Source organism: Acidovorax sp. 210-6, assembly GCF_010020825.1.
Lineage (GTDB): Bacteria > Pseudomonadota > Gammaproteobacteria > Burkholderiales > Burkholderiaceae_C > Simplicispira > Simplicispira sedimenti.
Window position 1 is genome coordinate 735,548 of record NZ_JAACJE010000001.1, and the last position, 12,498, is coordinate 748,045.

The following is a 12,498-nucleotide window of genomic DNA, read 5'->3' on the forward strand; positions in this document are numbered from 1 at the left end:
TTGCTGGACTACAAGCACTAAAGCGGGCGGGGCCATCCAAGGATGGTCCCGCCCTTTTTCATTCGGCGCTGCATACTCCCTTCCATGTCTGAAACCACCCAAGGCGTGCGCATCCGTACCGGCTCGCAGACGCTGCGCACCAGCATCGAACTGTTGTCCTCGATGCGTTTTGCCATTGCCTTGCTCACGGTGATCTGCATCGCCTCGGTGATCGGCACAGTCCTCAAGCAGCATGAGCCCACCATCAACTATGTGAACCAGTTTGGTCCGTTCTGGGCCAAGCTGTTTGCCACGCTGCAGCTCAACGCGGTGTACAGCGCCTGGTGGTTCCTGGTGATCCTGGCGTTCCTGGTCATCAGCACCTCGCTGTGCATCGTGCGCAACACGCCCAAGATTCTGGCGGACCTGCGCACCTACAAGGAAAACATCCGCGAACAGAACCTGCGTGCCTTTCACCACAAGGCCGAGGCCACGCTGGCGCAGGATGCTGCGACCGAAGCGCGGCGCATCGGCCAGATGCTGGCGGGCGGGGGCTGGAAGGTCAAGCTCCAGCAGCGCGACACCGCTGCGGGCCCTGGCACGGGCTGGATGGTGGCGGCCAAGGCCGGTGCGGCCAACAAGATTGGCTACATCGCAGCCCACAGTGCCATCGTGCTGATCTGCCTGGGGGGGCTGTTCGATGGCGACCTGGTCGTGCGCGCGCAGATGTGGTTCAACGGCAAGTCCACCTTTGCGGGTGGCGGCATGATTGCCGACGTGCCCGCCGCGCACCGGCTGGCGGCCACCAACCCCACCTTCCGGGGCAATCTGATGGTGACCGAGGGAACGCAGTCGAGCACCGCCATCCTGAGCCAGTCGGACGGCATTCTGGTGCAGGAGCTGCCGTTCTCGCTGGAGCTCAAGAAGTTCATCATCGAACATTACGAATCGGGCATGCCCAAGCTGTTCGCCAGCGACGTGGTCATCCACGACAAGGCCACGGGAGAGAAGACCGAGCAACGCATCGAGGTCAATCACCCTGCGCGTTTCAAGGGCATCGAGATCTACCAGTCGGGGTTCGACGACGGGGGCTCCTCGGTCACGCTCAGCGCCCTGCCCATGGTGCCCAAGGCCTCGGGTTTCGAAGTGCAGGGGGTGATTGGCGGCCGAGCCCAGCCGCTGAAGGACACGGGCGGCGAACCGCTGGCGCTGGAACTGGTGTCCCTGCGCACCATCAACGTCGAGAATTTCAGCGACAGCGGGGAAAAGACCTCATCGGGCGCGGATGTGCGCAAGGTGGATCTGGGGGCGTCCATCGGTGCGCGCATGGGCGCGGCCAACAAGACTGCGAAAAACAAAGACCTGCGCAATGTCGGCCCCAGCATTGGCTACAAGCTGCGTGATGCGGCAGGGCAGGCGCGGGAGTACCACAACTACATGCTGCCCGTGGACATGGGCGACGGCAATCCGCCGGTGTTCCTCCTGGGGGTGCGCGAGAGCCAAGCAGAAACCTTCCGCTACCTGCGTGTGCCTGTGGATGAGCAAGGGGGTATCGACGGTTTCATGCGCATGCGCCTTGCGCTGCAGGACCCGGCCGCGCGCGAGCAGGCCGTGTTGCGCTATGCGACCCAGGCCATGGAGGGTGGGCGCAAGGAAATGGTGGAGCAGCTGGCGCAGTCGGCGTCCCGCACACTGGCACTCTACGCCGGTGGCCCGGACGAAGATGGCCAGTACATCGGCGGCTTGCCCGCGATTGCCCGCTTCCTGGAAAAGAATGTCCCCGAGGCCGAACGCGAGCGGGCCAGCGAGGTGCTGGTGCGTATCCTCAACGGTGCCTTGTACGAACTGGCCCAGCTCACGCGCCAGCAGGCCGGACTCAAGCCGCTGGAGTCCAATGAGCAGACCCTGGCCTTCATGACGCAGATGGTGGTGGCCTTGAGCGATGCGCAGATCTACCCTGCGCCCGTGGTGCTGGCGCTCAAGGACTTCACACAGGTGCAGGCCAGCGTGTTTGAGGTGGCGCGCGCACCGGGCAAGAACATCGTGTATCTGGGCTGTGCCCTGCTGATCGTCGGCATCTTCGCCATGCTCTACATCCGCGAGCGGCGCGTCTGGGTCTGGGTCAAGCCACACGATGGGGGCGCGCACGCCACCATGGCGCTGTCCACCAACCGCAAGACAATGGATGGCGACCGCGAGTTCGCCCAACTGACCGAGAAACTCATCGGGGTCGCACCGACGTCCCGCCATGGAGGCTCCACATGAACACCGCAACCACCACCACGGTGACCCTCAACGAGGGATTCTTCGCACGCCGGAATTGGCTGGACTGGCTGTTTGCCGCCATCGTGGTGGCGGGCGGGCTGTTCGCGCTGCAGCGCTACGCAGCCTACATGGATGTGTACGAGAAAGGCATTCTGCTGGGCTCCATCCCCGGCGCGATCTGGTTGGGCTGGTTCTGGCGCCCGCTGCGCACCCTGATGCTGGTGGTGGCTGCGCTGTCGCTGATGGCCATCGGCCTGTACCAGCAGGACGGTGCAGGCAGTCTGGAGCGCGCCGAGGCGGTGTTCGGTCTCAAGTATTTCCTCTCCAGCCAGTCCGCCATCCTGTGGATGAGCGTGGTTTTCTTCATGAGCACGATCTTCTACTGGATCGGCATGTTCTCGCGCGGCGAGGGCAGCACCCTGTCACTGCTGGGTTCGCGGCTGGCCTGGGTGGCGGTGGCCATGGCGCTGATTGGCACCATGGTGCGCTGGTATGAGAGCTACCTGCTGGGCCCTGACGTGGGCCACATTCCGGTGAGCAACCTCTACGAGGTGTTCGTGATGTTCTGCTGGATGACGGCGCTGTTCTACCTGTACTACGAGGAGCAGTACCAGACGCGCTCGCTGGGCGCCTTCGTGATGCTGGTGGTGAGCGCGGCCGTGGGTTTCCTGCTCTGGTACACCGTGGTGCGCGAGGCGCATGAGATCCAGCCGCTGGTGCCTGCGCTCAAGAGTTGGTGGATGAAGCTGCATGTGCCGGCCAACTTTATCGGCTACGGTACCTTCGCGCTGTCGGCGATGGTGGCTTTTGCCTACCTCATCAAGCAACAGGCGGGCGAGACGCGCTGGTACAAGCTGGCACCGCTGTGGCTGCTGGGTGTGGTGCTGTGCTTCGAGCCCCTGGTGTTCCGCCAGGGTTCCACCGAAGCGGGCAGTAGCTACTGGATGGTGTATTTCGGTGTGTCCGCGCTCATCGTCGGGGCCATTCTTGCGGGTCGCCGCCGCATTGGCGAGCGCCTGCCGTCCTTCGAGGTGCTCGACGATGTGATGTACAAGTCCATCGCCGTGGGCTTTGCCTTCTTCACCATTGCCACGGTGCTGGGCGCGCTCTGGGCCGCCGAGGCCTGGGGCGGCTACTGGAGCTGGGACCCGAAGGAAACCTGGGCACTGATCGTCTGGCTCAACTACGCCGCCTGGCTGCACATGCGCCTGATGAAAGGGCTGCGCGGCACGGTGTCGGCCTGGTGGGCGCTGGTGGGGCTGGTGGTGACCACCTTCGCCTTCCTCGGCGTCAACATGTTCCTCAGCGGGCTGCACAGCTACGGCAACCTGTGATGTAGGGTTTTGCACAGCCCTGGGCAACGCCCTGGTCTCCTGCGCTGTAACCTGCAGCGCTGGCGGTACGAATAGCCATGCAGGGCATTGTGCCGCTGCGATGCCGTCCACACCGCTGTTGGGAGTTCGCCATGTCTCGCTTGCACCGTGACCGAGGGTTCACGCACCCCATTCCTTCGGAAATCACCCCCCGTACCGTGTACGAGGAGCGTCGCCGCGTTTTGCAGACCCTGGCCCTGGGTGGCGCAGGGGCTGCGCTCGCGGCCTGGGCCGGGCGCGATGCGCTGGCGCAGGCCGCCACGCGCCCTGGCAAGCTGGCTGCTCTGGCTGCAGCCCCTTCGGCCGTGCCCGGCGCCAGCACGCTGGACAAGCCGACGTCCTACCAGGACGCCAGCACCTACAACAACTTCTACGAGTTCGGCACCGACAAGGCCGATCCTGCACGCAATGCCCATACGCTCAAGACCGACCCCTGGGCCGTGGAGGTGGAGGGGCTGGTGAAGAAACCGGGCAAGTACGCACTGGAAGATTTGCTGCGCCTCAACGCGCAGGAAGAGCGCATCTACCGCCTGCGGTGCGTGGAGGGCTGGTCGATGGTGATCCCCTGGGTCGGCTATTCGCTGTCTGAGCTGGTCCGGCGCGTGGAGCCGCTGGGCAGCGCGAAATATGTGGAGTTTTTGACCCTGGCGGACAAGGCGCGCATGCCTTTCCTGGGTTCGCGCGTGCTCGACTGGCCTTACGTTGAGGGCCTGCGCCTGGATGAGGCCATGCACCCGCTGACGTTGCTGGCTTTTGGCATGTATGGCGAGGTGCTGCCGAACCAGAATGGCGCGCCGGTGCGCCTGGTGGTGCCCTGGAAGTACGGGTTCAAGAGCGCCAAGAGCATCGTGAAGATCCGCTTCACCGAAAAGGAGCCTGCCACCGCCTGGAACAAGGCAGCACCGCAGGAGTACGGCTTCTATTCCAACGTGAACCCGTTGGTGGACCACCCGCGCTGGAGCCAGGCCACGGAGCGGCGCATTGGCGAGGATGGCTTGTTCGCCAAGAAGCGCAAGACCTTGATGTTCAACGGCTATGAAGCGCAGGTGGGTCAGCTCTATTCGGGGATGGACCTGCGCAAGTTCTTCTGAGCACCGGCCGGTCTGTGGGCATGAACAGGTTCTTGCTGCACTGGGCTGCCAAGCCCGTCGTGTTTCTCCTGGCGACGGGGCCGACCGTCTGGCTGGTGCTGGCTGCGGCGGCCGACCTGCTGGGCGCCAACCCTGCACAGGCGCTGATCCGCTCGCTCGGGGACTGGACGCTGCGCATGCTGTGCCTGGTGCTGGCCGTCACGCCGCTGCGGGTGTGGACGGGCTGGTCCGCGCTGGCCCGGTTCCGGCGCATGCTTGGGCTGTTCGTATTCTTCTATGCGCTGCTGCACCTGCTGGCCTATGCCTGGTTCGACATGGGCTTCGACGGCGGCGAGACCCTGCGGGACATTGCCAAGCGGCCCTTCATCCTGGTGGGGGTGCTGGCATTCCTGCTGCTGGCCGTGTTGGCCGCGACCTCGTTTGATCGGGCGATCCGCGGGTTGGGTGGCAAACGCTGGCGTGCCTTGCACCGCGCGGTGTACGCCGTGGCGATCCTCGCGGTGCTGCACTTCTACTGGATGCGCGCTGGCAAGAACGACTTTGCCGAGGTGCTGGTTTATGGCGTCCTCCTCGCGATGCTGCTGGGCTGGCGCGTATGGCACCAGTGGCGCCGCCGCCGCATTGAGGCGGCGCAACGGCACGCCGTCAGTGTGCACTGATTGCTATATTATTGATAGCGCTTTGCGCTTATTGGATAAGCGCTAGAGCCATTTTTCATTAGGAATACGCCATCTGTGGTGCGGCACGCACCGGGCGAATCACTGGGTCGATGGCCGCGCTGGGCAACTGGTAGGAGCGGTCGTCGAACAGGTCCACGCCGCACATCAGGTTTTCGATCCAGTCGAGGAAATCAGCGATGGCCTGTGGACCCTGGATGGGGGCGCCGTGCTGCGGCACCAGCATGGAGATCTTGAGCTGGCGCACCATGCGGACCCACAGGCGCAACACCTTGTTCGACACCATGTAGCGGCGGTGGAAGGCTTCCATCAGCGGTATGTGGCTGGCCAGATCGGTGACGGGTCGCGCTGCCTGCGCCCCCGACATCATGGACACGCCCAGATCGCCGGTAAAAAGAATGCGGCTGACTGGATCGTAGAAATGGAAGTTGCCCTCCGAGTGCATGAAATGGGCTGGCAACAGCCACAGCTCATTGTGTCCGAGCGGAAGGCGGCCGCCCCTGTCAGGCACGCCGATGACGCGGTTTTCGGTCTTGCCCGCCTTGGTGAAGTGCGGGACAAAGCGCTCCCAGACCGTGGAGATGACCAGCTTGGCCTGGGTGCTCGACATCCAGCGGTCCAGCGACGCGATGATGTCCGGGTCGGCGTGCGAGGCGATCAGGTACGACAGGTGCTGGGGCGAGAAGTGCTTGGACATGCCCATGTACAACTCGTTGTACGCGAGATTGCCGCCCGGGTCGATGATGGCCCCGGTTCCGCCGTCAACGATCAGAAACTGGTTGGCCTGTACAGCTTGCCCGTCTTCCTCGATGAGGTTGGTGAACATGTAGCAGGCATGGTGCTTGTCGCGGTAGAGTTCCAGTGGCATGTCGATGGTGCAGTGCGGAAAAACACCGACTGTACAGAAACCCTACTGCGAGTGCTTGATTGATATCAAGCGAATTCTCAGGGCAGCAGGCGCTCGTTCCGGAAGGTGTCCGCAGCGGTCTCGCGGGTACGTATCAGCTGGGCCTGGGTGCCATCCACCAGCACTTCGGCGGCACGGCCGCGCGTGTTGTAGTTGCTGGACATCGCCATGCAGTAGGCGCCCGCCGAGAGCACGGCCAGCAGATCACCTTGCTGAACCGCCAGGCTGCGGTCCCGGCCCAGCCAGTCACCGCTTTCGCACACCGGCCCAACGATGTCGTACTTCGTCGCAGCGCAGTCGGAGCGCGGCTGGAGCGGAACGATGGCGTGGAATGCCTGGTACATGGCAGGACGGGGAAGGTCGTTCATCGCTGCATCAACGATGCAGAAGTTCTTTTCCTCGCCAGGCTTGAGGTACAGGATTTCGGTGACGCAGAGGCCCGCGTTGCCGACCAGGGAGCGACCAGGCTCGATCAGGAACTCGCGCTGGCCAAAGCCGCGCGCATCGAGCTTGGCCAGCAGTTGGTGCCACAGGGCGTCGGCGGCGGGTGGCGTATCGCCGTTGTAGTCAATGCCCAGACCGCCGCCGAAATCGATGTGGTGGATGGGGATACCCTCCGCCTCGATGGCCTGCACCAGGTCGAGCAGCCGGTCGGTCGCGTCGAGGTAGGGCGTGGCTTCGGTGATCTGCGAGCCGATGTGGCAGTCGATGCCCACCACGCGCAAGCCTGGCAAAGAGGCCGCGTGCCGGTAGACCGCGACGGTGCGCTCGTGCGCAACCCCGAACTTGTTGCCCTTGAGCCCTGTGGAAATGTAGGGGTGTGTCTTGGGGTCCACATTGGGGTTGACGCGGATGCTGACCGGGGCGCGACTGTCTTCGGCCAGCGCCACGGCGTTGAGTACCTCCAGCTCGGCTTCGCTCTCCACGTTGAAGCAGCGAATGCCTGCGCGCAGGGCCTGGCGCATCTCGACGCGGGTTTTGCCCACGCCAGAAAAGATCACCTTGCCGGGATCGCCGCCTGCGGCCAGCACGCGGTCGAGTTCACCGCCTGAAACAATGTCAAAGCCGCAGCCCTGGCGCGCAAAGAACTGCAGCAGCGCGAGCGAAGAGTTGGCCTTCATGGCGTAGCAGATTTGCACCTTGCGGCCCGCAAAACCACGTTGGTAGGCGGCCAGTGCGTCGTGCATGGAGGCTTGCGAATACACAAACAGCGGCGTGCCGTATTGCTGTGCCAACGCGTGCACGGGGGTTCCCTCCACACACAGCTCGCCTTCGTGGTAGGCGATATGGGGGTGTCCGGGCAGGGTAGGTGTCGTCATGGTGTGGATTGGGAGGCAGTCGGGGCGGGAGAAGGAGCGGGCTGGGCGGGAGCGCTGGCCTGTGGCTGGGGCTTGGGCAAATACAAGGGGCCGCGCTGACCGCAGGCCGCCAGGCTCGCCATGCCAACGACAAGGCTTAAGGCCCTCACTAGAATTTGGGGAGCTTTCAACATGCAGAAATTGTAATGACCGACCTTGAATACATGGACCGTGCCGAGCAGCTGCTCAAGGCTGTGGAGCGCAGCTGCGACCGCATCAATGACGACACCGACGCCGATGTGGACAACCAGCGTACTGGCGGAATGGTGACGTTGGTGTTTGCCAACCGCAGCCAGATCGTGGTCAACCTGCAAAAGCCCTTGCACGAGGTGTGGATGGCCGCACGCTCCGGAGGCTACCACTTTCGCTATGACGGTACGCAGTGGCTGGACACCAAAGGCGCTGGCGAGTTCTTCACCTGCCTGAGCCGCGAGGCCAGTACTCAGGCGGGGCAGTCGCTGGTGTTTGCCAGCGACTGAGGGGCGGCCGACGCAACCCCATCGTGGGAGGCGCGGTGCGCTTCAGTTGCGGAACAGATCCAGGATCTGGTTTCGCTCCTCGGGCGCTGGGGCTTGAGCGGGCGAGCCCGGAGCGCCTGCCTCCAGGCCGAGGCTGGAGACGCCGGTGTTGCGTGCGTATTCTTCGTAGTACCACTCGCCCGCCACGTTCACCAATCCAGGCGGTACGGTGGGTTCCATGACCGGCACGCCCTTGAGGGCTTTTTCCATGTAGCTGATCCAGACCGGCAAGCTCAGGCCGCCGCCGGTTTCGCGACTTCCCAGGTTGCGAGGGGTGTCGTAGCCGATCCAGGTCACGGCCGCCACTGTGGGTTGGAATCCGGCGAACCAGGCGTCCCAGGCATCGTTGGTGGTGCCCGTCTTGCCGTAGAGGTCGGGTCGCTTGAGGGTGGCTTGTGCTCGGGCTGCCGTGCCGGAGCGGGTGACTTCCTGCAACAGGCTGTTCATCACAAAGGCGTTGCGTGCGTCGATGACGCGTTCGTTTTCCTCGGTCGCTGGCGGGGTGAACTCGGTCAGCAATTTGCCCTTGTGGTCGGTCACCCGTGTCACCAGCCATGGGTTCACGCGGTAGCCACCGTTGGCAAACACCGAATAGGCCACGGCCATCTGCATGGGTGTGACCGAACCGGCACCCAGGGCCATGGTCAGAAATGGGGGGTGCTTGTCCGCTTCAAAGCCAAAGCGCGTGGCCCATTCCTGGCCGTTGCGTGCGCCCACCGCCTGGAGGATGCGGATGGAGACCATATTCTTGGAGCGCGCCAGGGCCGAGCGCATGGTCATCGGGCCGTCGAACTTGCCGTCGTAGTTTTTGGGCTCCCAAGGTTTGCCACCAGTGAAGCCAGCGTCGAAGAACAGTGGCGCGTCGTTGATGACCGTTGCGGGTGTGAAGCCTTTCTCCAGGGCAGCGGAGTAGATGAACGGTTTGAAGCTGGATCCGGGCTGACGCCAGGCTTGGGTGGCGTGGTTGAACTTGTTCTTGTCAAAGTCAAAACCGCCTACCAGCGAGCGGATAGCGCCGTTGCGAGGGTCAACAGCCACCAGGGCGCCTTCCACTTCGGGGAGTTGGGTGGCCTCCCAGGTCTGCTTGGGAGTCTGAACCACCCGAATGATGGCGCCGCGACGGATCCGTATATTGGGTGGCGCCTTGTCGCTGAGTCCAGATTGCACTGGCTTGAGCCCATCGCCGGTGATTTCCAGGGTGTCGCCGTTGGGCCGCATGGCGACAATCTTCTTGGCGTTGGCTTCCAACACCATGGCAGACAGCACATCGCCGTTGTCAGGGTGGTCGGCCAGAAGGTCGTCGATGTTCTCTTCAAGATCGGCAGCATTGGCGGGGAGGTTGACGAACTTCTCCGGGCCTCGGTAGTGCTGCCTGCGCTCGTAGGTCATGATCCCCTGGCGCAAGGCCAGGTAAGCTGCATCCTGTTCTGCCGCATTGATGGTGGTGTACACGTTCAGGCCCCGTGTGTACGCCTCGTTGCCGTACTGTGCAAAGATCAACTGGCGCGCCATCTCGGCCACGTATTCGGCATGGACACGGGTGCTGTCGGTGTGGGTGCGGATTTTGAGCTTCTCCTCCCGGGCTTGCGCGGCCTCTTGGGTCGTGATGAAGCCGTTCTCCTCCATGCGATCAATGATGTGCAGCTGTCTTGCCCGTGCGCGCTTGTAGTTGCTGATCGGGTTGTATGCGGAAGGGGCCTTGGGCAACCCGGCGAGCATCGCTGCTTCGGCAATAGAAATGGATTGAAGCGGCTTGCCAAAATATGCTTCTGAAGCTGCGGCAAATCCGTAGGCACGATTTCCCAGAAAGATCTGATTCATGTAGATTTCAAGAATCTGATCTTTGGTCAGAAAATGCTCTAACTTGAAAGTTAGTAATATTTCGTAAATTTTGCGTGTAATTGTTTTTTCCGAGGAAAGATACACATTCCGCGCTACCTGCATCGTGATGGTGGATGCGCCTTGGCTTTTCATCTTGCCCAGATTGGCCAGAACTGCACGCAGCATTCCCTTGTAGTCAACGCCCCCATGCTGAAAGAAGCGCGCATCTTCAATGGCGAGAACGGCATCCTTCATGACCTTGGGAATCTCGGCGATGGGGGTCAGGTTGCGACGCTCTTCCCCGAACTCGCCCAGCAGAGCCCCCTCGGCAGAATAGACCCGCATGGGCAGCTTGGGCCGGTAGTCTGCCAAGTCAGAGATGTCCGGCAGATTCGGATAGGCCATGGCCAGTGCAATGGCAAGGCCCAGTGCCAAGGCGACTGCGCCAGCTGCAGCCACGCCGACTGCCCACGCCAACAACCGCAGCAGCCAGCGCAGCCAGCGCGGACGCGAAGAGGGGGATGATGGAGTGGAGGAGGTGGGTTGGGCTGGGGGCGGCATAACGCTCCAGGTGACAAAGGCGCCATTATAAAAATGGATGTCGTGTGGAAATGCACATCCAAGAAATGCAGGCTATTCAATACCTGTGCACTGGCGATGATGAGACGGATGTCGCGGCTGGGTGGTTCAAGAAGCGTCTGCTTTTGACAACGTTCAAACGGGACGAAAGCCGGAAAAGCCTTTGCTGGAGAAGTATCTTACTGATAGCATTCATGTGAAATGTTAAGTTTTGTTGTGTCGGGATGACAATTTTCAGGGGGCTATCTTGATCTCCACGGGATCTCTGTTCAGTCGCCAGCCTGCGCCGTTGCTGGGAATCGACATCAGTTCCTCTAGTGTCAAACTGGTTGAACTCGGGCGAGACAAGGCCGGCATGCTGGTGCTGGAACGTTGCGCCATTGAGCCGCTGGAGCGCGGCTGGATCACTGACGGCAACATCGAAAAATTCGATGAGGTCGCTGAGGCGGTACGCCGAGTGGTTAAGAAGAGCGGAACCAAAACCAAAAACGTAGCGATGGCACTGCCGCCTTCAGCGGTCATCACCAAAAAAATTGTGCTTCCTGCAGGCATGAGTGATCAGGAGCTTGAGGTTCAGGTTGAATCTGAAGCCAACCAGTACATCCCATTCTCCCTGGATGAGGTCAGTCTCGATTTTTGCGTGATCGGTCCTTGCAAGAGTTCGCCCGGCGATGTGGATGTTCTGATCGCAGCGTCTCGCCGCGAAAAGGTGCAGGATCGGCAGGGGTTAGCGGAAGCTGCCGGCCTCAAGGCGGTCATCATCGATGTGGAGTCCTATGCCTCACGCTTGGCGACGAGCCGATTGATCGAGGGTTTGCCCAACAAGGGGGTGGACACCATGGTTGCCTTGTTCGAGGTGGGGGCGTTGACAACGAGCATGCAGGTCATACGGAACGATGAGGTTCTCTACGATCGAGATCAAGCCTTCGGTGGTGCGCAACTCACGCAGTTGATCGTGCGCCAATACGGCTTTTCGCCAGAGGAGGCCGAGAGCAAAAAACGCAATGGCGACTTGCCGGACGACTATGCAAGCGCCGTGCTGCGTCCATTCGTGGAAAGCCTCTCGCAGGAAATTGGCAGGGCTTTGCAGTTCTTCTTCACCAGCACTCCCCACAATCGCGTCGATCACATCATGCTTGCTGGTGGCTCGGCGCCCTTGCAGGGGCTCATTGAATCGGTGACACAGCACACCGGCTTCCCTTGCTCGGTTGTCAATCCGTTTGACGGCATGGAAATTGGGAGTTCCGTGCGAATGAAAAAAATGGTACGTGAGGCGCCCTCCTATCTGACGTCTTGCGGCTTGGCGATGCGGAGGTTTCTGCAGTGATTCTTATCAACCTTCTTCCCCACAGGGAGGCCGCGCGCAAGCGTCGGCGCGAAACGTACCAGGCCGCGATGCTTGGAGCGGCGATGGCGGGCCTGTTGATTGCAGGTGCAATCTATTGGTGGTTCCAGATGATGATCGAGAACCAGCAGGCCAACAACAATTTCCTGCAAAGCGAGATTCGGGTGCTGGAAGACCAAATCAAGGAGATTGCGACCATCGAAGAGGAAATCGCGGCATTGCGCGCTCGGCAAAAGGCAGTAGAAGATTTGCAGGCGGATCGCAATCTTCCCGTTCACTTGCTCAGTGAGTTGGTGGAGCAACTGCCGGATGGGGTGTATATCACCATGCTCAAGCAAACCAATCAGACGGTCGAGATGAAGGGCATGGCCCAGTCCAATGAGCGGGTGTCGGAGTTGTTGCGCAACTTGTCGAATAACACGCCTTGGCTCTCCAAGCCGGAGCTGGTGGAGATCGTTGCCAAGAACGTTGCTTTGACTCCGCGCGACTTGCGCCGGGCTTCCGAATTCAATCTGCGCTTTCAATTGGTTCGCTCTAGCGAGGCCAAGAAGGCGATGGAAACCGCCAGCGCGGCAGGGAAGTAAG

The 12,498-nt window shown here is 61.8% G+C and carries 11 protein-coding genes; 7 read left to right on the top strand and 4 right to left on the bottom strand.

Features of this window, described 5'->3' with window-relative positions:
* Positions 1-84 precede the first annotated feature (84 nt).
* The 4 genes from GWK50_RS03385 to GWK50_RS03400 all read left to right on the top strand — a co-directional run bounded on the left by GWK50_RS03385 (position 85) and on the right by GWK50_RS03400 (position 5,367).
* On the top strand, positions 85-2,244 hold the full coding sequence (locus GWK50_RS03385) for a cytochrome c biogenesis protein ResB (RefSeq protein ID WP_162015289.1): 2,160 nt from the start codon (positions 85-87) through the stop codon (positions 2,242-2,244).
* Complete coding sequence (ccsB, locus tag GWK50_RS03390; RefSeq protein WP_162015290.1) at positions 2,241-3,578, top strand: c-type cytochrome biogenesis protein CcsB; 1,338 nt, start codon at positions 2,241-2,243, stop codon at positions 3,576-3,578. Before GWK50_RS03385 ends, ccsB begins: the two co-directional genes overlap by 4 nt.
* A gap of 131 nt (positions 3,579-3,709) precedes the next feature.
* On the top strand, positions 3,710-4,708 hold the full coding sequence (gene msrP, locus GWK50_RS03395; RefSeq protein WP_162015291.1) for a protein-methionine-sulfoxide reductase catalytic subunit MsrP: 999 nt from the start codon (positions 3,710-3,712) through the stop codon (positions 4,706-4,708).
* Positions 4,709-4,728: 20 nt separating this feature from the next.
* On the top strand, positions 4,729-5,367 hold the full coding sequence (locus tag GWK50_RS03400) for a protein-methionine-sulfoxide reductase heme-binding subunit MsrQ (protein WP_162015292.1): 639 nt from the start codon (positions 4,729-4,731) through the stop codon (positions 5,365-5,367).
* Between the two features lie 58 nt (positions 5,368-5,425).
* On the opposite strand, the gene GWK50_RS03405 is transcribed toward GWK50_RS03400, so the two are convergent.
* The 3 genes from GWK50_RS03405 to GWK50_RS03415 form a co-directional block, all read right to left on the bottom strand.
* The gene (locus tag GWK50_RS03405; protein ID WP_162015293.1) at positions 5,426-6,253 is read right to left on the bottom strand and encodes an MBL fold metallo-hydrolase; all 828 of its coding nucleotides are present in this window, start codon (positions 6,251-6,253) and stop codon (positions 5,426-5,428) included.
* A 77-nt stretch (positions 6,254-6,330) separates the two neighbouring features.
* Positions 6,331-7,611, bottom strand: coding sequence for a diaminopimelate decarboxylase (gene lysA, locus GWK50_RS03410; protein WP_162015294.1), 1,281 nt, complete (start codon positions 7,609-7,611; stop codon positions 6,331-6,333).
* Positions 7,608-7,784, bottom strand: coding sequence for a lipoprotein (locus tag GWK50_RS03415; protein WP_162015295.1), 177 nt, complete (start codon positions 7,782-7,784; stop codon positions 7,608-7,610). Before GWK50_RS03415 ends, lysA begins: the two co-directional genes overlap by 4 nt.
* A 12-nt stretch (positions 7,785-7,796) precedes the next feature.
* Here GWK50_RS03415 and cyaY point away from each other — a divergent pair, with 12 nt between their 5' ends.
* Positions 7,797-8,129: an iron donor protein CyaY gene (cyaY, locus tag GWK50_RS03420; RefSeq protein WP_162015296.1), complete on the top strand. Its 333-nt coding sequence runs from the start codon at positions 7,797-7,799 to the stop codon at positions 8,127-8,129.
* Positions 8,130-8,171: 42 nt separating this feature from the next.
* Here the strand turns inward: cyaY and GWK50_RS03425 are convergent, their stop codons facing one another.
* Complete coding sequence (locus GWK50_RS03425) at positions 8,172-10,550, bottom strand: penicillin-binding protein 1A (RefSeq protein WP_162015297.1); 2,379 nt, start codon at positions 10,548-10,550, stop codon at positions 8,172-8,174.
* Positions 10,551-10,815: 265 nt separating this feature from the next.
* Here GWK50_RS03425 and GWK50_RS03430 point away from each other — a divergent pair, with 265 nt between their 5' ends.
* Together GWK50_RS03430 and GWK50_RS03435 are read left to right on the top strand one after the other, a co-directional pair.
* Complete coding sequence (locus GWK50_RS03430; RefSeq protein WP_162015298.1) at positions 10,816-11,895, top strand: pilus assembly protein PilM; 1,080 nt, start codon at positions 10,816-10,818, stop codon at positions 11,893-11,895.
* The gene (locus GWK50_RS03435) at positions 11,892-12,497 is read left to right on the top strand and encodes a PilN domain-containing protein (RefSeq protein ID WP_162015299.1); all 606 of its coding nucleotides are present in this window, start codon (positions 11,892-11,894) and stop codon (positions 12,495-12,497) included. The genes GWK50_RS03430 and GWK50_RS03435 overlap by 4 nt, the downstream gene beginning before the upstream one ends.
* The last annotated feature ends 1 nt before the right edge of the window (position 12,498 follow it).